At 74.1% G+C, this 20,124-nt stretch carries 17 protein-coding genes; 8 read left to right on the top strand and 9 right to left on the bottom strand.

Features of this window, described 5'->3' with window-relative positions; genetic code table 11:
- Window positions 1–46 precede the first annotated feature (46 nt).
- Window positions 47–1,081, top strand: coding sequence for a GntG family PLP-dependent aldolase (locus O7616_RS27655; RefSeq protein ID WP_282304654.1), 1,035 nt, complete (start codon window positions 47–49; stop codon window positions 1,079–1,081).
- A gap of 114 nt (window positions 1,082–1,195) precedes the next feature.
- Here the strand turns inward: O7616_RS27655 and O7616_RS27650 are convergent, their stop codons facing one another.
- Both O7616_RS27650 and pknB read right to left on the bottom strand, forming a co-directional pair.
- Window positions 1,196–2,062, bottom strand: coding sequence for a deoxyribonuclease IV (locus O7616_RS27650; protein ID WP_282257536.1), 867 nt, complete (start codon window positions 2,060–2,062; stop codon window positions 1,196–1,198).
- Window positions 2,062–4,050, bottom strand: coding sequence for a Stk1 family PASTA domain-containing Ser/Thr kinase (pknB, locus tag O7616_RS27645; RefSeq protein ID WP_282304653.1), 1,989 nt, complete (start codon window positions 4,048–4,050; stop codon window positions 2,062–2,064). The genes O7616_RS27650 and pknB overlap by 1 nt, the downstream gene beginning before the upstream one ends.
- Before the next feature lie 215 nt (window positions 4,051–4,265).
- On the opposite strand from pknB, the gene O7616_RS27640 reads away from it, so the two are divergent.
- A complete protein-coding gene (locus tag O7616_RS27640) occupies window positions 4,266–4,628 on the top strand; it encodes an Rv2175c family DNA-binding protein (protein WP_282307744.1) in 363 nt (120 codons plus the stop codon).
- Between the two features lie 157 nt (window positions 4,629–4,785).
- Here the strand turns inward: O7616_RS27640 and O7616_RS27635 are convergent, their stop codons facing one another.
- Together O7616_RS27635 and O7616_RS27630 are read right to left on the bottom strand one after the other, a co-directional pair.
- Window positions 4,786–5,868, bottom strand: a complete 1,083-nt coding sequence (locus O7616_RS27635) for a polyprenyl synthetase family protein (protein ID WP_282304652.1) — start codon at window positions 5,866–5,868, stop codon at window positions 4,786–4,788.
- Between the two features lie 10 nt (window positions 5,869–5,878).
- On the bottom strand, window positions 5,879–6,277 hold the full coding sequence (locus O7616_RS27630; RefSeq protein WP_282304651.1) for a helix-turn-helix domain-containing protein: 399 nt from the start codon (window positions 6,275–6,277) through the stop codon (window positions 5,879–5,881).
- Between the two features lie 238 nt (window positions 6,278–6,515).
- On the opposite strand from O7616_RS27630, the gene metF reads away from it, so the two are divergent.
- Together metF and O7616_RS27620 are read left to right on the top strand one after the other, a co-directional pair.
- Complete coding sequence (metF, locus tag O7616_RS27625) at window positions 6,516–7,433, top strand: methylenetetrahydrofolate reductase [NAD(P)H] (protein WP_282257542.1); 918 nt, start codon at window positions 6,516–6,518, stop codon at window positions 7,431–7,433.
- Window positions 7,434–7,454: 21 nt separating this feature from the next.
- A complete protein-coding gene (locus O7616_RS27620; protein ID WP_282304650.1) occupies window positions 7,455–8,168 on the top strand; it encodes a CDP-alcohol phosphatidyltransferase family protein in 714 nt (237 codons plus the stop codon).
- 25 nt (window positions 8,169–8,193) lie between these two features.
- On the opposite strand, the gene crtI is transcribed toward O7616_RS27620, so the two are convergent.
- Genes crtI through O7616_RS27595 form a run of 5 tightly spaced genes read right to left on the bottom strand, consistent with a single transcriptional unit; the run spans window position 8,194 to window position 12,993 of the window.
- A complete protein-coding gene (gene crtI / locus O7616_RS27615; RefSeq protein ID WP_282304649.1) occupies window positions 8,194–9,681 on the bottom strand; it encodes a phytoene desaturase family protein in 1,488 nt (495 codons plus the stop codon).
- Window positions 9,682–9,693: 12 nt separating this feature from the next.
- A complete protein-coding gene (locus tag O7616_RS27610) occupies window positions 9,694–10,821 on the bottom strand; it encodes a glycosyltransferase family 2 protein (RefSeq protein WP_282304648.1) in 1,128 nt (375 codons plus the stop codon).
- A complete protein-coding gene (locus tag O7616_RS27605) occupies window positions 10,818–11,711 on the bottom strand; it encodes a carotenoid biosynthesis protein (RefSeq protein WP_282304647.1) in 894 nt (297 codons plus the stop codon). Before O7616_RS27605 ends, O7616_RS27610 begins: the two co-directional genes overlap by 4 nt.
- Window positions 11,708–12,259 carry a GNAT family N-acetyltransferase gene (locus O7616_RS27600; protein WP_282304646.1) on the bottom strand — a complete coding sequence of 184 codons (552 nt, stop codon included), beginning with the start codon at window positions 12,257–12,259 and terminating at the stop codon, window positions 11,708–11,710. Before O7616_RS27600 ends, O7616_RS27605 begins: the two co-directional genes overlap by 4 nt.
- Window positions 12,256–12,993: a monooxygenase gene (locus tag O7616_RS27595; protein ID WP_282257549.1), complete on the bottom strand. Its 738-nt coding sequence runs from the start codon at window positions 12,991–12,993 to the stop codon at window positions 12,256–12,258. The genes O7616_RS27600 and O7616_RS27595 overlap by 4 nt, the downstream gene beginning before the upstream one ends.
- A 520-nt stretch (window positions 12,994–13,513) precedes the next feature.
- On the opposite strand from O7616_RS27595, the gene O7616_RS27590 reads away from it, so the two are divergent.
- The 4 genes from O7616_RS27590 (at window position 13,514) to O7616_RS27575 (ending at window position 20,058) form a co-directional block, all read left to right on the top strand.
- The gene (locus O7616_RS27590) at window positions 13,514–13,963 is read left to right on the top strand and encodes an SAV_6107 family HEPN domain-containing protein (protein WP_282257550.1); all 450 of its coding nucleotides are present in this window, start codon (window positions 13,514–13,516) and stop codon (window positions 13,961–13,963) included.
- A gap of 102 nt (window positions 13,964–14,065) precedes the next feature.
- The gene (locus O7616_RS27585; RefSeq protein ID WP_282304645.1) at window positions 14,066–14,791 is read left to right on the top strand and encodes a hypothetical protein; all 726 of its coding nucleotides are present in this window, start codon (window positions 14,066–14,068) and stop codon (window positions 14,789–14,791) included.
- Window positions 14,788–16,491, top strand: coding sequence for a DNA polymerase Y family protein (locus O7616_RS27580; protein WP_282304644.1), 1,704 nt, complete (start codon window positions 14,788–14,790; stop codon window positions 16,489–16,491). The genes O7616_RS27585 and O7616_RS27580 overlap by 4 nt, the downstream gene beginning before the upstream one ends.
- Before the next feature lie 132 nt (window positions 16,492–16,623).
- The gene (locus O7616_RS27575; RefSeq protein WP_282304643.1) at window positions 16,624–20,058 is read left to right on the top strand and encodes an error-prone DNA polymerase; all 3,435 of its coding nucleotides are present in this window, start codon (window positions 16,624–16,626) and stop codon (window positions 20,056–20,058) included.
- Window positions 20,059–20,124: the final 66 nt, after the last annotated feature.

Genomic DNA, 20,124 nt, shown 5'->3' with positions numbered 1-20,124 from the left:
GTGACCAGGTGTGTGAGACCCGCAACCGGCGGTCGGAAGGATGACAGTGGCTGACCAGTTCGTGGACCTGCGGTCCGACACGGTGACCCGACCCACCGCCGGGATGCGGGAGGCGATGGCCACCGCAGAGGTCGGTGACGACGTCTACGGCGAGGACCCGACAGTCAACGCCCTCGAAGCCGAGGTCGCCGCCCTGTTCGGGCACGAGGCCGCGCTGTTCGCCCCGAGCGGGTCGATGGCCAACCAGATCGCCCTGCAACTGCTGGTGTCGCCGGGTGACGAGCTGCTCTGCGACGCGGACGCGCACGTGGTCACGTACGAGGTCGGGGCCGCCGCCGCGTACGGCGGGATCTCCTCGCGGACCTGGCCCGCCGTCGGCGCGGACATCGACCCGGGGGCGGTGGCCGGGATGATCCGGCCGGACGGTTTCTTCGCCGTTCCCACCCGCGCGATCGCCGTGGAGCAGACCCACAACCGGGGCGGCGGCGGGGTGATTCCGCTGGCCACCCTGCGGGATCTGCGTGGGGTCGCCGACGAGGCGGGCGTGGCGGTGCACTGCGACGGCGCACGGATCTGGCACGCGCACGTCGCGGACGGGGTGCCCCTGATCGAGTACGGTCGGCTCTTCGACACGCTGTCGGTGTGCCTCTCCAAGGGCCTCGGTGCCCCGGTCGGCTCGCTGGTGGTGGGCAGCGCCGACAAGATCGAGCGAGCCCGGCTGATCCGCAAGCGGATGGGCGGCGGCATGCGTCAGGCCGGCATCCTCGCCGCCGCCGGGCGGTACGCGCTGGCACACCACGTCGACCGGCTGGCCGACGACCACGCCAAGGCGGCCCGGCTCGCCGAGGCGGTCGCGCCGTTCGGGGTGCTGGCCACCCCGGCCCGCACCAACCTGGTCGCGCTGGACCTGACCAAGCACGCCCTGGACGCGCGTGCCCTGGCGGCCGTCGCGCGGGCCGAGGGCGTCCTCATCTCGGTGCTCGGCCCCCGTACCGCCCGCCTGGTCACCCACCTGGGCGTCAGCGACGCCGACATCGACCACGCGGTCGAAGCCCTACCCCGAATCCTGGCAGCGTCCTGACCACGCGGGGCCCGGCCCGCCTCCTGGTGTTGATCAAGAGGTTTGCGTCAGATTCCGGGGTCCGGATGACGCAAACCTCTTGATCAACGAAGATCGGCGGCGTGGCGGCGGGGTTCAGGGGTGCAGGCGGGTGAGGGTCTGGATGTCGGCGGCGTGGCCGATCTGCTTCTCACTCGGGGTCTCCACGACCAGGGGTACGCCGGCGGTGGCGGGATGCGTCATCAGCTCGGCGAAGGCCGGCTCCCCGATGGTGCCCTTGCCGATGTTCTCGTGCCGGTCCCGGGTGGAGCCGCACAGGTCCTTCGAGTCGTTGGCGTGGACCAGCCGTAGCCGGTCCGCACCGACGGTGGCCACCAGCGTGTCCAGGGTCGCCGTCATGCCGCCCTCGACCGCCAGGTCGTGGCCGGCGGCCCAGGCATGGCAGGTGTCGAAGCAGACCCCGAGCATGGGGTGCCGGTCCACCGCGTCCAGGTACGGGCCGAGCTGCTCCACCCGCGAGGCGAGCGACCGGCCCCCGCCCGCGCTCGGCTCGACCAGCAGCATCGGCCCACCGGCGGCGGCGGCCCAGTCGAGCAGCGGCAGCAACTCCTCACGGACCTGTCGCATCGCCGCCTCGGCGTGCCCCTCGTCCACCGAACTGCCCGCGTGGAACACCACCGCCTGAGCGCCGATCGCCACGCCGCGACGCAGCGCGTGCGCCAGCGTCCGGGTCGACTTCTCGACCGTGGCCGGGGTGGGTGAGCCGAGGTTGACCAGCAGCGAGGCGTGGATGAACGCCGGAATGCCCCGCTCGGCGCAGCCGTCGCGGAACAGGGCGTCCTGCGCGGGGTCACCGTCGGGCAGCGCCCAGCCCCGCGAGTTGGAGACGTAGACCTGCACCACCCGCGCGCCGGTCGCATCCGCGTACGGCAGGGCGGCCCTGGCCAACCCACCGGAGGTCGGAGTGTGCGCGCCCACCGGACGCGAGGTGACCGCCGACATCAGAAGCACGTGAGGGTGACCGGGGTGCCCGGCGGCACCTGCGAGTTCTCGCCCGGCGCCTGGATCCGGACCGTGGCGTTCGGGTTGATCAGGGCCGTCACCGGGAAGCCCTGGCCCTCCAACGCCTGCTTGGCCTGCTGGCACGGCAGGTCGATCACCCGGGGCATGACGATCGCCGGCGGGCCCTTGCTGACGTCCAACTTGACCTGGGTGCCCTTCTCCACGCCGGCGCCGTCGGCCGGGCTCTGGCCGAGGATCTCGTCCTTGGGCTTGTCCGACTCCTTGTAGGTCTCGACCAGGGTCAGGTTGAGCTGGGCCAGGGTGGTGCGGGCTTCGGTCAGGCTCTTGCCGACCAGATTCGGCACCGTCACCGGCGCCCTGCCCCGGCTCAGGATGAGGGTGATCTTCGCGCCGGGTTTGACCTCGGTGCCCACCTTGGGAGAGGTGTCCAGCACGACGCCCGCCGGCAGGGTGTCGTCGTAGCGGGCGGCGCCCTTGGCCACCACCAGCTTCACGTTGACCAGATCCGCCTCGGCGAGCTCGAACTCCTTGCCGATGACGTCCGGCACCGGGAAGCGTTCCGGGCCCAGGGACAGGGTCAGCGTGATCGTGCCACCCTTGACGATCTTCGAGGTCGAGCCCGGGGTCTGCTCCAGCACGCTGTCCTTCGGAGCCTTCTCGTCGAAGCGCGGCTCGCCGTACTCCAGGACGAGCCCGGCCCGATCGGCCTGCGCCTGCGCCTCGGCATTGCTCAAACTCACCAGCTGCGGGGCGGTCGTGTAACGCCCGACACCGAACCACCAGCCACCGATCGCGGCCACCAGACCCAGCGTCACCACCACCGCCGCGACGGCCAACCGGCCACGCGGACTCGCCATCAGCGTGCCCCGCAGTGCGGCGAGCCGGGACCCCAGGCCCTCCGCGGGCTCCGGAGCGGCCCGACGTCGACCGCCGCCCTGGTTGCCGCCGCCCTCGGGCAGCCGCGCCCAGGCCGGGCGGTCGGGTGGCCGGACCGTCGCGACCACCATGGTCGGCTGCGACAGGGGCGCGTCGCCGCTCACCGGGCGGAGCACCGCGGTGTGGGTGTTGCCGTCACCCAGGCGTTCCCGGGCCGCCTGAACCTCGGTCAGCAGTGCTCCGGCGTCGGCGGGCCGGGCACTGGGATCACGTCGGGTGGCGCGCTGCACCAGGTCGTCGAGGACCGGCGGCAGGCCGGGCACCAGCGTCGAAGGTGCCGGCACGTCCCTGTCGACGTGCTGCCAGGCGACGTCGACCGGGCGGTCCCCGTCGTACGGGACGCGGCCGGTGAGCATCTCGAACAGCACGATGCCCGCCGAGTAGACGTCGGTACGGGGATCGGCGCGGCCCTCGGTGACCAACTCCGGGGCGACGTACGCCACGGTGGCCATCAGTTGGTTGCCCTGCTCGTCGTCGGCGCTCGCCTCGACCGCCCGGGCCAGGCCGAAGTCGGCCACCTTGACGACGCTGTCGACCAGGTTGGCCACACCACCGGTGGGTGCCTCGGCGACCAGCACGTTCTCCGGCTTGACGTCGCGGTGCACCAGACCCGACCGGTGCGCGGCGGCGATCGCGGCGAGCATCTGCTCGGCGATGGCCAACGCCTCGTCCGGGTTGAGCCGACGGCGCTCGGCCAGCACGTCGCGCAGGGTGCGGCCGCGGACGTACTCCATCACCAGGTACGGCAGGCCGGCGTGGGTGCCCTGGTCGTAGACGGCCACCACGTTCGGGTGGGTCAGCCGCGCGATGGTCTTCGCCTCGTCGGTGAACCGAGCCACGAAGTTGGCGATCCGGGCCCGGGCCTCGGGCGCCTGGGTCGGATGAATGATCTTCACGGCGACGGTGCGCTCGAGACGCTCGTCGGTGGCGGTGTACACGGTCGCCATGCCACCACGGGCCACGCGACCGCGAATGCGGTAGCGCCCGTCGATCAGCGAGCCCAGCAACGTGTCGGCGACCTGAGTGTCCATCGGCAGGGAGTCTATGTGTCCAGGGGGTGAAGGTTGAACAGGATGCTACAGCCGAACGCCGAACTGGTTCGTCCCGCCGCGCTCGCCGCCCCTCGTCCGCTGGTCAGCGGCGCGTACGAGCCAGGGCTCCGATCGGTTGTCCGGGGTGCCGGTGGCTCGTCGTGGCGGCGGCGTGGCAGGGTGGTCGGGTGACCGAATCCGTACCCGACCAGGCCGTGCCCGGCCCGGAACCCGCCGGACCAACCGACCCGGCCGGCTGGCTGACCCTGCCCGACGTCGCCGAGCGTCTCGACGTGTCGATCAGCAAGGTGCACCAGATGATCCGCGACCGGGAGTTGCTGGCGGTCCGCCGCGACGGCGTCCGCCGCATCCCGGCGGACCTAGTCGCCAACCAGACGGTGCTCAAGCACCTGCCCGGTGTGCTCAACCTGCTCTCCGACAACGGCTACGACGACGAGGCCGCCCTGCGCTGGCTCTACGAGCCTGACGACACCCTCCCCGGGAACACCCCGGCCGCCGCCCTGTCCGGCGACCAGGCCCGCGAGGTGAAGCGCAGAGCCCAAGCCGAAGGCTTCTGAACGAACCCCCTCCCTCGCCGTCCCCCGTCGATCATGAGGTCAGCGGCGCGACACGCCGCTGCGGACGCCGCCAACCCCATGATCGACCGGGAAGAGGGGGCCGGGAAGGGGGCCGGGAAGAGGGCGGGGAAGAGGGGGCCGGGAAGGGGGCGGGGGGTTAGTCGGCTCGGCGGGTTGCGGCTATGGCCAGGTCCACCAGGGTCTGGCGGGCCTCGGTGTCGAGGTCGACGGCGGTCAGGGCGGCCAGGGCGGCGTCGGTGAGCGTGACGATCCGCTGCTCGGTGCGGGCGAGAGCCCCGCTCGCGGTGATCAGCTCGCGCAGCCGGGCCACCCCCTGCTCGTCCAACTCCGGGTCGCCGAGCCGGCCGAGCAGCAGCTCGCGGCCCGCGTCGTCGGTGGTCTCCAGGGCGGCCGCCACCAGGTAGGTGCGCTTGCCCTCGCGCAGGTCGTCCCCGGCCGGCTTCCCGGTCAGGGCCGGGTCACCGAAGACTCCCAGCACGTCGTCGCGGAGCTGGAACGCCTCGCCCAGCGGCAGCCCGTACGCCGAGTAGGCCGTCCGCACGTCGGCCGTCGCGTCGGCCAGCGCCGCACCGAGCAGCAGTGGGCGTTCGACCGTGTACTTCGCCGACTTGTACCGGGCGACCTTGCCGGCCCGTTCCACCGAGGTGTCCCCGGTGGCCTGCGTCAGCACGTCGAGATACTGGCCGACGGTGACCTCGGTGCGCATCTCGTCGAAGACCGGCCGGGCCCGGGCCAGGACCCACGGGTCCAGCCCCGCGGAGTGCAGCAGCTCGTCGGACCAGACCAGGCAGAGGTCGCCCAGCAGGAGAGCCGCGGCGTCGCCGAAGCTGTCCGGGTCACCACCCCAGCCGGCCTGCCGGTGCCGGGCGGCGAACCGCCGGTGCACCGCCGGCTCACCACGGCGGGTGTCGGAGCGGTCCATCAGGTCGTCGTGCATCAGGGCGCTGGCCTGGACGAACTCCAACGAGGCCAGGGCGGCGAGCACCGGTTCGCCGTCGACCCCGCCGGCGCCCCGGAACCCCCAGTACGCGAACGCCGGACGCAACCGCTTGCCGCCACCGAGCACGAATGCCTCGATCGCCTCGGCCACCGGGACCAGCGCGTCGTCCACGGCGGTGAGCCGGGCCCGTTGACCGGCCAGGAACTCGGTGAGGGCCTTGTCGACCCGCTGCCGCAGGTCGGCGCGGTCGACGGGAGACACGGGAGCAGCGTGGGTCACGCCCCCGACGCTAGCCGGTCCCCATCGCCCGCGCTCCACCGCCACGCGTGGTCCCGGCGGTGCGACGGGGACCGGTGCGGCCCGCCGCCGCCGCGCCGGCCCGAGGGGCGCGGCCCGGTCCGGTGGCTCGGGTGGCGCGTGTCGGGACGGCCCGGCGGGTGACTGCGGCGGCCTCCGCGAGCACCACCAACGGCACGTCCAGGACGACGGCGAGCCAGCCGAGCCAGAACCCGCCGGGCACCCGGCGCTGTCGTTCCCAGCGGGACACCTCGTGCCGGCTCAACGTCGGCACCCCGGCGGCGGCACACAACTCGGCGGCGGCGCGCTGCTGGCTCCAGCCACGGGCCAGTCGGCAGCTGACCAACAGTGGCCCGAGCTGCCCGGAGCGTGGCGATGCGGGTGCGGGCACAGGTCCTCCTGGCGGGCGTCGGGCGGTGACGACCCACTCCACCGGGCGGACGGACGTCACCGTTCGGTTGCTGACCCCCGCACGGGCCCGGGGCCGCCCCCGCCGCCCCTCCCACGCCACTCATTCCTACCCCGGGGGTACGACGCCCTCGCGCCCACCGGCCGGGCGTACGGCGCGACACCGGTCACCGGGTGGGAAGTGTCTGGGTCGTCCCGGCCTCGCCCGCTAGAGTCGGGTCGTGGCGCTCGGTCTTCCCTCGGTACTCCCCAATCCGCAGCCGGCGATCGGGGAGCTCATCCGCGAGCGTCAGCCGACCTTCTCGTTCGAGTTCTTCCCGCCCAAGACCGAGGCGGGAGAGCAACTGCTCTGGCAGGCCATCCGCGAGCTGGAGTCGCTGCGTCCGTCGTTCGTGTCGATCACGTACGGCGCGGGCGGCTCGACCCGGGACACCACGGTGGCGGTGACCGAGCGGATCGCCACCGAGACCACCCTGCTGCCGATGGCGCACCTGACCGCGGTCAACCACTCCGTCGCCGAGCTGCGACACGTGGTCGGCCGGCTCGCCGGGGTCGGGGTGCGCAACGTGCTGGCCGTGCGCGGCGACCCCCCGGGCAACCCGGGCGGCGAGTGGATCCGCCACCCCGAGGGCGTGGACTACGCCGAGGACCTGGTCCGCCTGGTGCGTGACTCCGGCGACTTCAGCGTCGGCGTGGCGGCCTTCCCGTACAAGCATCCCCGCTCGCCCGACGTGGCCAGCGACACCGCGCAGTTCGTCCGCAAGTGCCGGGCCGGCGCGGCGTTCGCGATCACGCAGATGTTCTTCGACGCCGACGACTACCTGCGGCTGCGGGACCGGGTGGCCGCTGCCGGCTGTGACACCCCGATCCTGGCCGGGGTGATGCCGGTGACCCAGATCGGCACCATCGAGCGGTCCGTGCAACTGTCCGGTGCGCCCTTCCCGCCGGCGCTGGCGGCCCGCTTCGAACGCGTCGCCGACGACCCGGAGGCCGTCCGCCGGCTCGGCGTCGAGCAGGCCAGCGAGATGTGCCGCCGACTGCTGGACGAGGGCGTGCCGGGAATCCACTTCATCACCCTCAACCGGTCCACGGCCACCCGTGAGGTCTGGCAGAACCTGAAGGTCGACGCGCGGGTGTGAACGCTGGTCCTGCGACACCTGATGCCCGGCACGACGGTTGATCCCCAGGTGGGCACACAGCTGAACTGGGATCAGTACGCCACGGCCTGGGCGCGGTTGCATGGCGGGTTCGACCCTCGGGTCGCGGCGCCGGTGGTGCGCGCCTGGCTGCGATTCGCGTACCACGTGGGGTATGTGCTGGGTCGGCTGCGGGTCAGCCCCACCGCGGTCACCGTGGCCGGGGTGGTGCTCTGCTTCTGCGTACCGTTGCTGGTGACCCGGCCGGGGAACGGCCTCTTCCTCGGCGCGTTGTTCGTGCTGCTAGCCGCCGTGGCGGACAGCGTGGACGGCGCGGTGGCGGTCGCCACCGACCGCACCACCCGGCTCGGCTACGTCTACGACTCGGTCGCCGACCGGCTCGGTGAGGTGGCGTGGTTGCTGGCGTTCTGGCTGGTCGGCGCGCCCGGCGGGCTTGTCGTCGCGGGCGGCGCGCTGTCCTGGCTGCACGAGTACGTCCGGGCCCGGGCGGTCGCCGCCGGCATGCGTGACATCGGCGCGGTGACAGTGGGCGAGCGCCCCACCCGGGTCTCGGTGGCGCTGGCCGGGCTGCTGGTCGCCGGGCTGGCCGGGCTGATCGAGCCGGACCTGGCCGCCGGCACCATCACCATGGCGACCGCGGTGTGGGTGCTGTTGGCCGGCTTCGGCCTGGGGCAGTTGCTGTCCACCATCCGCCGCGCCCTGCTCGACGCCGGCTGAGGCCCCGACCGCCGGCTGAGCAGCGCTACCAGGCGGGGCCGATCTCGTCGGCGACGATCTGCGCGGACAGGGTCACCATCGGCAGCCCGCCGCCCGGGTGGGTGGAGCCACCCACCAGCCACAACCCGTTCGCCGGGCCCCGGTTGGCGGGGCGGAGCAACCCACCGGCGGTGCCGTAGATCGAGCCACCCGGCGCGCCGGTCGCCACGTCCAGGTCGGCCGGGGTGCGGACCTCGCGGAACAGCACCCGGTCGCGTACGTCCACGCCGCGCCGCGCCAGCACCTCCAGGACCCGATCGGCGTACGCGTCGGCCAGCCCCGGGCGTCGCCAGTCGACAGCGCCCGCCGCGGTGCCCTGTCGAGGGGCGTTGACCAGCACGAACCATGCCTCGTGCCCGGCCGGGCGGACCATCGGGTCGTCGGCCACGGTGACGAACACCGTCGGGTCGGCCGCCGGCCGGGCTCGTACGCCGCGCCCCGGGTCGCCGAAGACCGCGTCGAACTCCGCGTCGTAGTCACCCGGGAAGAAGACGTTGTGGTGGGCCAGCCCGGTGCTGCCGGAGACGCCGAGCAGCAGCACGAAACCGGCGAGGCTGCGGTCGGTCAGCCCGGCCAGCCGCCGCGGGTGCGGCAGCAGGTCCCGGTAGACGGTGAGGGCGTCCACGTTGGCCACCACCACGTCGGCGGGCACCGGCGCGCCGACACCGGCGAGGCGTACCCCGTGCACCCGGCCGCCGGTGGCGTCGATCCGCGTGACGGTGGCGTCGGTCTGCACGACCACGCCCAGGTCCAGACAGCGGGTGAGCAGCGCGTCGGCGAGGGTGCCCAACCCGCCGCGCAGGTACCAGCCACCGAAGGTCAGCTCGGCGTACGGGACGGCGACCAACGCCGCCGGCGCCCGGCGTGGGTCGGCCCCGGTGTAGGTGGCGTAGCGGTCCAGCAGCATCCGCAGTCGAGGGTCGGACAGGTGTCGGCGGCCCAGGCCGCGCAGGGTGCGGCCAGGGGCGATGGCGGCCAGGTCACCGACCCGCCAGGCCAGCGAGGCGAGGTCGCGGGGGGAGTCGACGGCACGGCGCAGGATGTCCCGCGAGGAGGCGTTCCACACCCGCGCGGCCCGACGCCACAGCCGCTGCCAGTCGGCCGCCGCCCGGTCACCGAAGGCGGCGCCGATCCTCGTGGCGAACTCCACCGGGTCGGCGCACGAGTCCAGGGGCGGGCCGCCGCCGGGGAAGACGTGCCGGACGATCGGGTCCAGCGGGACCAGGTCCAGGTATTCGTCGAGCTTGGCCCCGGTCGCCTCGAACAGGTCGTGGAACACCTCGGGCAGGGTGAGCAGGCTCGGCCCGGTGTCGAAGTGGAACGAGCCGGCCGGGGTGTCGTGCGCGTACCGGCCGAGCTTGCCGCCGACCGTGTCGGCCCGTTCGAAGACGGTCACCTGGTGCCCGGTGGCGGCCAGCCGGGCGGCGGTGGCGAGGCCACCCACCCCGGCGCCGACGACCACGATCCGCGCCATGCCGCGCCCTCCCTAGCTGACCGGGCGGCCCCGCCAGGTCAGGCGACGTCGCTTTCGCAGATGGTACGACCGCAGCGTCAACCAGCCGAGGACCACGACCGACACGGGGTGTGCGAGCGCGTCGGGCCACCACCGCCCCCCGGTCGCCCGGGCGGTGAGCACCCGCCCGGCCACCCCGAGCAGGTAGCCGGCCAGGCCCACGGCGGCCACCACCGGCGCGCCGGCCGCCACACCCACCAGCGCGATCAGCGGCGGGGCGGTGTAGAGCAGCAGCAGCGCCGCCACCACGGCCGCCGCCGCGCCCGGGTGCCCGAACGACGCCCAGAGCGACTTCGAGTACCCGTCGCGCAACTGCGGCCAGTCGTCGTACATCCGGCAGCCGGCCAGCCGGGAGCCGTCGGCCAGGGCGATCCGCCCACCGGCCCGCTTGACCGCCCGGGCCAGCTCGACGTCCTCCAGGATCTTGTCGGCGACCGCGGCGTGCCCGCCGGCGGCGGTGTAGCCGGCCCGGTCCACCACCAGGAACTGGCCGCCCGCCGCGGCCAGCGACGGCCGCGACGAGCGCTCCATCGCCCGTAGCGGCAGGAAGGTCAGCCAGAGCCACTGCAGCAGCGGCTGCACCAGCCGGTCGGCCGCGGTCGCCACCACGATCCGGGGGTACGGCGACAGCAGCGTCGCGCGGGCGGCGCGCAGCTCGGTGACGGCGGCGGCCACGGCGTGCGGGGCGAGCACCACGTCGGCGTCCACGAAGACCAGCGCGGTGGCTTCGGGGTCGGCCCGGGTGGCCAGCTGCCAGCAGGCGTGCGGCTTGCCCAGCCAGCCCGGTGGCGGGGCGACCCCGGTGAGCAGCGTGACCCGAGGGTCGTCGCCGGCCACCGCGCGGACCACGTCGGCGGTGCCGTCGGTGGACCCGTCGTCGAGGACCACGACACGCAGCCCGGGTACGCCGCGCTGGGCGAGCAGGGAGCGCAGGCAGGGGGTGACCCGGGCGGCCTCGTCGCGCAGCGGCAGCAGCACGGTCACCGACTCGTCGACGGGGGTGGGCCGGTCGGAGGGCCGGCGCAGCCAGCGGGCGGCGTTGAGCCAGGTGTGCCCGGTCAACGCGGCGACCGCGACGAGCAGGGCGAGCAGGACGGTCATCGGGTCGCGTCGACGCCGGGCCGGTGCGGCTGGTGGTCCTCCTGGGGGGTCTCCCGAGCCCGGCGGGCGCGCAGCAGTGTCACCGCCAGCGGTATCGCGGTCACCGACATGCCGGCGGCGCCCCAGAGGGCCGAGGCGGGCAGGTCGAGGAAGACGGCGTGGGCCAGGATGCTGGAGAAGTACGTCCACAGGTAGAGCGCGGCCATCGGGTGGTCCCGCCGGTCGGTGCGCTCGGCGGCCGGCCCGGCCAGCGGGCGTAGCGCGCTCATCATCAGCACCGCGAAGAGCAGCCAGCCCAGGTAGTTGCTGACCGGGATGCCGGGCAGACCGGGCAACGCCGGGGTGGCGTCGCGCCAGACCCAGTAGCCCTCGGCCACCATCTGCGGATCGAGGAAGAGGTCCCAGGCGGCCAGCCCGATGGTGGCCAGCGCGATCCGTCCCACCCATCGACCGACCGTCGACCCGCCACTGCCGGTTGCCGACGTGCCGCCGGTTGCCGCCGTGCCGCCGGTTGTCGCCGTGCCGCCGCCGGTGAGGCGGACCGCGGCCAGCCAGGCCGGCCAGGCCATCCAGGTCCAGGCCAGCGGAATGATCAGCGGCACCCCGGCCAGTTTGGGGCCCAGCTCGCCGGAGTAGTCGTAGCTGCCGAACGGCACGCCGGTGGCCACCCCGATCGCCTCGATCGCGAACCCGCCGCCGGTGGCCACCGCGACCAGCGCCGCCGCGACCCGCGGGCCCCGGCTGAGCAGTGCGTGGCCGACCGAGAGCAGCCAACCGAGCACGACGGTGGCCACGGTGAGCCCGGCCCTGGTGGCGCCGGTGGTGAGCGGGTAGCAGATCTGGGCGAGCACCAGGACGGCGAGCAGCGCCCAGGAGATCCGCCGGGTCATGACGCCGGTGGCTCGAGGGGCAGATCCCGACCGAGGACGCCGAACGGCCGCTCGTCGCCGGGGAAGTGGAAGTTGCGCAGCACGTCGACGAAACCGAAGCGCCGGTACAACCGCCAGGCCCGTGAGGTCTGCTCGTCGGCCTCCGGGGTGGACAGCAGCGTGGTGTCACCCTCGGCCATGCCGAGCAACGCGCGCAGCTGCCCGGTGCCCAGACCGTGCCCCTGCGCCGGCGGCCGGACGTGCAGCTCGACCACCTCGAAGCAGTGGGTGAGCCAGCGTTGACGGGTCGATGCGTCCAGCGCTCGGTGCACCTGGTCGTGCCACCACTGGCCGGAGGCGCCCAGGTAGCCGTAGCCGAAGCCGGCGAGATGACCCTCGCTGGTCAGGCTGGCGACCGCCCGGAAACCCGGACGGCGGACGTGGGTGGCGATGTAGCCGCGCCGGGCCTCCAGCAGGTCGGTGCGGTATCCCATCGCCTCGCCGTAGACGGCCACCACGTCGTCCAGCCGCCGGACGAGATCGTCCGGCGTCCAGCGCACCAACCTCATGCCCGTCCACCCTTCACCGTTGCCGGGCCGCCGTCGGCGACCCACCCGAGCACCGACGGGTCGCCGACCACGTCGCGTACCTCGAACCGGGCGAACAGTTCCTCGGCGTACCAACCCTCGGTGGGGGTTCGCATGATCGCCGCCCGGTGCTCCGGGTGACGGTACGCGAACGCCACCAGGTCCGTCGGGTCGCGCCACACGCTCACCGTGCCCTGCCAACCCAGCGGCGCCTCCCCGACCCCGAAGCGGGCCAGCAGCCCGGGCGCGTCGCGCAGGGCGGCGGCCACCGGGGGGATCGCCCGCCAGAAGGTGGCCGCCCGGCGGGCCCGCAGCCGGGCTCGGGTCAGCGCCAGCACCGGGCCGGTGACCCGGCCGCCCGGCGGGTCGCCGAACGGCCGCTGACCGGACCACTCGCCCCGGCTGGTCAGCGGGCGCAGGTCGACCCGGGCGGAGGCGCGGGCGATGCGGGCCCAGGCGCGTCCGACCGTCGAGTCGTCGAAGTCGGCGGCGGCTGCGGGGGAATCCCAGACGGTGAGCGCCGCCCACCGGGTCAGGTCGGCGTCGCCCGGCCCGAACCCGGTGCCGGTCCCGGTGCCCAGCAGTTTGCCGAACCGGGCGCCGGGGAGGGCGCGCAGCCGGCGGGGGTCCACCGCCATCCGGGTCAGCGCCCGGGGCAGCGCGCCGCGGGAGGTCCTCCACACGTGCAGCGTGACCAGCTCCGGTGCGGTGCTCACGCCACCTCGGCGGGGCTGCCGGCGGCGGGCGTGTCCGGCACCGTTCGTACGTTCGGGTGTGGCTGCATGTGGCCATTCTTCCCGGTTCGGTGGGTGCCGGCTCACCCTGGTTCGCTCGGCCGGCACGTCCAGCGCGTCACACGTTGCATTTTCGTCGGAGGGGAGGTGTACTGTCAGCAGCAGTTAGAACGAGTGTTCGATTGCCTCGAACGCTCGTTCCAACCAGCCGGAGCGCGGTGTTTCGCGGCGCCAGCCCCGGCGGTGCGGCTCCGCGGGCCGCACCTGGGTTTCCAGGCAGTCGCGAGCCTGGTCCCGACAGGCAGGATCGTCGCCCGCCGCCCACGACCCCCGGGCGGCGGGCGACGAACCCGCCGGTACGCCGGCCGGGTGTGGTGTGGGGAAGCGTCCACACCCGGCCGGCCACACCCGGTGCGTCTTCCTCCGCACCACCCGACCTCGGCGTCTCGCCGGCGGCACCAGCGCGCCGGGGCGACGCCCCGGCCATGTGGAGGAGACACCCATGCCGACCAACCCGGCTCAGGCACCGACGGTGCCGGCGCACGTGCTGCCGCACCGCACCCCCGCCCAACTCCTCACGTTGGCCCGACGTGGGCTGGTCGAGGCCGGCCAGACCCGACCTGACGGTCTGCGCTACGCGGCTGCCCACCTGGCGGCGCTGCGTGCGGCGGCCGCCCTGCTCGCCGCCCGTGCCCGACCCGCGCCGAGTCGACGCAACCGGATCACCAGCGTCTGGGTCCTCCTCTGCGCCGTCGCTCCGGAGCTCGACGAGTGGTCCCGCTTCTTCGCCGCCGGTGCCGGCAAGCGCGCCGCCGCCGAGGCCGGCATCCCCCGGGTGGTCAGCGCCCGGGAGGCAGACGATCTGCTGCGTGCCGCCGAACAGTTCGTCACGGTGGTGGAGACCGCGCTCGGCGTGGCCCACCAGCCGGCCCTGGACGGCCTCGCCGCCTGATCCCGCCGTGCCACCGACCGCCCCGCGGGGGGAGCCGGGCGGCCGGTGGCACGGCGTGCCGATCCTGATCTGATCCACAGCAACGACGGGGGAGTTGGTCCAATGGCGGGCCGCACGGTGGTCGGTTCCGCCGCACTGGCCGACCTGGTGCGTCCGGCGAGCACGCCGGGCCAGGTCGGCGGTCACCGGGTGCTGCCGGTGGTGCCCGAGCTGACCGGTCTGCTGCCCAACCGGGGTCTACGCCGGGGCAGCACCATCGCGGTCGCCGCCGGCCAGCCCCAACGCAGCGGTGGCACCTCGCTGATGCTGGCCCTGCTCGCCGAGGCGTCCCGGGCCGGTTCGTGGTGCGCCGTCGTCGGGGTGCCCACGTTCGGTGCGGGCGCGGCCGCCGAGCTGGGCATCGCCCTGGACCGGCTGGCCCTGGTGCCGAACCCGGGCCCCGAGTGGGCCACGGTGGTCGCCGCGCTGATCGACGGGGTGGACGTCGTGGTCACCGCCGTGCCGGCTTCGGTCTCCGCCTCGGTCGCCACCCGGTTGGCCGCCCGGGCGCGGCAGCGCGGCAGCGTGCTCGTCCCGTACGGCCGGTGGGACGGTGCGGACGTGACGCTGCAGGTGGTCCGTGGCGTCTGGGAAGGGCTCGGGCCTGGCCGGGGGCGGCTGCGCCGCCGGGAGGTCACCGTCTCGGCGCGTGGGCGTGGGGCAGCCGCCCGGCCGAAGGAGATCAAGGTCTGGCTACCGGGTGACGGGCTGACCCGGGTGATCCCCCGTCCGAAACCATCGACGGCGGGCCGCCCGACCGCGTCACTCGCCCTGGTCGGTCGGGAGTGACCGGCTCGCCGGCACGGACTCTGCTGCTGTGGTGCCCGGACTGGCCGGTGCTCGCCGCCGAGATCGTCGACGGGGTGCCGGCGACCGGCCCGGTCGCCGTGCTGCACGCCAACCGGGTGGTCGCCTGCTCGGAGCGGGCCCGTGCCGAGGGGGTGCGCCGAGGGCTGCGCAAACGGGAGGCGCAGGGTCGGTGCCCGCAGCTCACCGTCGTGGACTACGACCCGGGTCGGGACACCCGGGCGTTCGAGCCGGTGGTCGCCGCGGTGGAGGAGTTGGTCGCCGGCGTCGAGGTGGTCCGTCCGGGTGCCTGTGCGGTGGCCGCCCGAGGGCCGAGCCGTTACCTCGGTGGCGAGGAGGCGGCCGCCGAGCGGATCATCGAGCACGTCGCCCAGTCGTGTCTGGTGGAGAGTCAGGTCGGCATCGCCGACGGGGTGTTCGCGGCCGGGTTGGCCGCGCGCGCCGGTCGGGTGGTGGCACCGGGTGGCACACCGGAGTTCCTGTCCGGGCTACCGGTCGAGGCGCTCGGCCGCTCGGCGCTGGCCGACCTGCTGCGTCGGCTCGGTGTGCGTACCCTCGGTGACTTCGCCGCGCTGCCGGCCGGTGACGTGCTGGCCCGGTTCGGGTTCGACGGTGCGCTGGCCCATCGGCTGGCCGCCGGGCGGGACCACCGCCCGCTCGCAGTCCGGCAACCGCCGGCCGACCTGACGGTGACCGCCGAGCTCGACGAGCCGATCGACCGGGTCGACGTGGCGGCGTTCGTGGCCCGGGCGCTGGCCGAGCAGTTGCATGAGCGCCTGGCCGGGCACGGGCTGGCCTGCACCCGGCTCGGCATCGAGGCGGTCACCGAGCACGGGCAGGAGTTGCACCGGGTGTGGCGGCACGACGGTCTGCTCACCGCCGCGGCCATCGCCGACCGGGTGCGCTGGCAGCTCGACGGTTGGCTCTCCGGCAGCAGTGGCCGCACCGGCGCCCGGCCGGCCCGACCGACGGCCGGCATCATCCGGCTGCGACTGATCCCGGACGGGGTGATCGCCCAGGCCGGTCTGCAGGCCGGCCTGTGGGGGGAGACCGGCGAGGAGCGGGAGCGAGCACACCGGGCGTTGAGCCGTGTGCAGGGCATCCTCGGGCCGGAGGCGGTGGTCACCGCGGTGCTCGGTGGGGGGCGCTCCCCGGCCGACCAGGTGCGACTGGTGCCGTGGGGTGACGAACGCCTTCCGGCCCGTCCCGGCCCGCCACCGCTGCCCGGCGAACCGACCACTACGGGTGTCGGCCGGGCTGGGGGCGCCGACAGCGCTGCCGATGCCGACGGGGCTGCGGGCGTCGGCCGTGCTGCGGGCATGGGGCGGGCGGCTGGTCGCGGTGGGGGCGGGGTGCCGCCGTGGCCCGGTCGGCTGCCGCGGCCCTCGCCGGCGGTGGTGCTGCCGAGCCCACTCGCGGCGACCGTGCAGGACACCGCCGGCGAGGCGGTGGTGATCAGCGCGCGGCTGGCGGTGAGCGCCCCGCCCGCCCGACTGGTGGTCGGCACCGGTCGGCCGGCGGAGATCGTCGGCTGGGTCGGCCCGTGGCCGGTGGACGAGCGGTGGTGGGCTCCGGCCGAGGCGCGGCGGCGGGCCCGGTTCCAGGTCTGTCTCGCCGACGGCACCGCTCTGCTGCTCGCCGTCGAGGCCGGGCAGTGGCTGGTGGAGGCGATCTATGACTGAGCGTCTGGTCGTGAAGCACCCGAGTCTTGATCGACTCCACATCGCCGAAGTGGGGCTGTCCGAATGGACGGGACACCCCCACTTCGGCGATGTGGCCCTCAGCCCACTCGGGATCAGCCGGGAGCGGCGGGGATGAGCTTCCACAATCCGAAGATGCCCTGGTCGGAGCTGGAGCGGGTGCTCTCCGGGCGGGCCGACAAGCGGGCCGACGGCAAGCGGGCCGACGGCAAGCGGGCCGACGGCAAGCGGGCCGGTGGTGGGTCGGGCGGCGGGTGGTCGCGCGAGGAGCGGCACCTGCACGTGGTGGACCCGCTCGCCGTGGACGCCGACGGCGGCGACTCCCCGGCCTGGAGTCGTCGCCGCGAGCAGTACCAACCGCCGGAGCTGACCCGTCCCGACGGGGTGGTGCCCTACGCGGAGCTGCACGCGCACACCAACTTCAGCTTCCTCGACGGCGCCAGCCACCCCGAGGAGTTGGCCGAGGAGGCGGCCCGCCTGGGGCTCACCGCGCTGGCCGTCACCGACCACGACGGTTTCTACGGTGTGGTCCGCTTCGCCGAGGCGGCCCGCACGCTGGGCCTGCCGACCATCTTCGGCGCGGAGCTGTCCCTCGGGCTGCCCGGACCGCAGAACGGCGAGCCCGACCCGCACGGCGCGCACCTGCTGGTGCTCGCGCACGGCCACGAGGGGTACGCCCGGCTGGCCGCCACCATCGCCCGCGCCCAGTTGCGCGGCGGGGAGAAGGGCCGCCCGGTCTACGGGGAGTTGGAGGAGGTCGCCGCCGAGCTGAAGGATCACGTGCTGGTGCTGACCGGTTGCCGCAAGGGGCACGTGCCGGGTGCGCTGCTCACCGAGGGGGTGGACGCGGCGGCCCGCGAGTTGGACCGGCTGACCTCGCTCTTCGGCGCGGAGACGGTGGCGGTGGAGCTGACCGACCACGGCCACCCGGTCGACGCCGACCGCAACGACGCGCTCGCCGAGCTGGCCGCCGCGGCCGGGCTGCCGACGGTGGCCAGCAACAACGTGCACTACGCCAGCCCCGGCCGACGGCGACTGGCCACCACCGTCGCCGCCGTCCGGGCCCGGCGCAGCCTGGACGAGATCGACGGCTGGTTGCCCGCGGCGGCCACCGCCCACCTGCGCAGCGGTGCGGAGATGGCGGCCCGGTTCGCCGCGTACCCGGGTGCGGTGGCGCGAGCCGCCGAGTTCGGCGCCGAGTTGGCCTTCGACCTGCAACTGGTCGCGCCGCAGCTACCGGCGTACCCGGTGCCGCCGGGGCACACGGAGATGAGCTGGTTGCGGAAGCTGACCGCCGACGGGGCACGCGAGCGGTACGGCCCTCCGCAGGCGCACCCGACGGCGTACGCGCAACTCGACCACGAGCTGAACATGATCGAGGAGTTGGGCTTCCCCGGTTACTTCCTGGTGGTCTACGACATCGTCACGTTCTGCCGCGAGCAGGACATCTACTGCCAGGGCCGGGGTTCGGCGGCCAACTCGGCGGTCTGCTACGCGTTGCGGATCACCAATGTGGACGCGGTCCGGCACCGGCTGCTCTTCGAGCGGTTCCTCGCCCCGGAACGGGACGGCCCACCCGACATCGACGTGGACATCGAGTCCGACCGTCGGGAGGAGGTCATCCAGCACGTCTACACCCGCTACGGCCGGGAGCACGCCGCCCAGGTCGCCAACGTCATCTCCTACCGGCCCCGGTCGGCGGTACGGGACGTGGCCAAGGCGTTCGGTTACTCGCCGGGGCAGCAGGACGCCTGGAGCAAGCAGATCGACAGGTGGGGTTCGGTCGCCACGGTCGACGTCGAGAACATCCCCGAGCAGGTGGTGGAGTACGCCAACGAGTTGCAGACGTTCCCCCGGCACCTGGGCATCCACTCCGGCGGCATGGTGATCTGCGACCGTCCGGTGATCGAGGTCTGCCCGGTGGAGTGGGGGCGGATGCCCGGGCGCAGCGTGCTCCAGTGGGACAAGGACGACTGCGCGGCGGTCGGCCTGGTCAAGTTCGACCTGCTCGGCCTGGGCATGCTCTCCGCGCTGCACTACGGCTACGACATGATCGGGTCCCGGCTCGACCTCGGTGACATGACGCTGGACGACCCGGAGGTCTACGACATGCTCTGCCGGGCCGACTCGGTGGGCGTGTTCCAGGTGGAGAGCCGCGCCCAGATGGCGACCCTGCCCCGGCTCAAGCCCCGCGAGTTCTACGACCTGGTGGTCGAGGTGGCGCTGATCCGGCCCGGCCCGATCCAGGGCGGTTCGGTGCACCCGTTCATCAGGCGCAAGAACGGTCAGGAGCCGGTGACCTTCGCGCATCCGCTGATGCGTAACGCGTTGGAGAAGACCCTGGGTGTGCCGCTGTTCCAGGAGCAGTTGATGCAGCTCGCCATCGACCTGGCCGGCTTCGACGCGGCCGAGGCCGACCAGTTGCGCCGGGCGATGGGCGCCAAACGGTCGGTCGAGCGGATGAGCCGGATCGCCGATCGGCTCTACGCCGGGATGGCCGAGCGGGGCATCACGGGTGAGCTGGCCGACGACGTCTACCGCAAGCTCACCGCGTTCGCCAGCTACGGCTTCCCGGAGAGCCACGCGATGAGCTTCGCCTACCTGGTGTACGCCAGCTCCTGGCTCAAGCGTTACCACCCGGCGGCGTTCCTGGCGGCGCTGCTCAACGCCCAGCCGATGGGGTTCTACTCGCCGCAGACCCTGGCCGACGACGCCCGCCGGCACGGGGTGGAGGTCCGTCGTCCGGACATCAACGCCAGCGCGGCGTCGGCGGTGCTGGAGTCCACCCCGGAGACCCGGTGGGGCAGCGGGCCGGGGGAGCCGCCGCACGCCTGGGGGCTGGGTGGTCCGGCCGTCCGGCTGGGGCTGTCCAGCGTCCGTACCCTCGGGTCTGACGTGGCCGAGCGGATCGAGGCCGAGCGGACGGCCGGTGGGGCGTACCGGGACATGCCTGATCTGGCCCGGCGGGTCGGCCTGACCGCCGCCCAGTTGGAGGCGCTGGCCACCGCGGACGCCTTCGCCTGTTTCGGGCTGACCCGGCGGGAGGCGCTGTGGGCCGCCGGGGCGGCGGCCCAGGACCGGCCGGGCCGGCTGCCCGGCACGGTGACCGGCGCGGCGGCGCCCACGCTGCCCGGGATGGAGGCGGTGGACCGGCTGGTCGCCGACGTGTGGGCCACCGGGCTGTCGCCGGAGAGCCACCCGGCCCGGTTCATCCGGGGTCAGCTCGACGTGCTCGGCGCGGTGCCGATCGCCCGGCTCGGTCGGGTGGAGCCGGGGCAGCGGATCCGGGTCGGTGGCATCGTCACCCACCGGCAACGCCCGGCGACCGCGGGCGGCGTCACCTTCCTCAACCTGGAGGACGAGACGGGGATGCTCAACGTCACCTGCTCGCCGGGGCTGTGGCAGCGCTACCGGCGGGTGGCCCGGAGCAGCGCCGCGCTGGTGGTCCGGGGGCGGTTGCAGCGGCACGAGGGGGTGACCAACCTGGTGGCCGATCGGCTGGACGCCATCGAGCCACCGGTCAGTCCCGCCTCCCGTGACTTCCGCTGATTAGTGATCCACATTACGGTTTCCTGCGGCGGTGGGCGGGAGACTCGTCCCCGAGCGGGCAGAGTG

The sequence above is a fragment of the Micromonospora sp. WMMD964 genome (assembly GCF_029581455.1).
Classification (GTDB): Bacteria; Actinomycetota; Actinomycetes; order Mycobacteriales; family Micromonosporaceae; genus Micromonospora.
The sequence above is the reverse complement of the archived record's forward strand: the minus strand, read 5'-3'. Positions and strand labels throughout refer to the sequence as shown.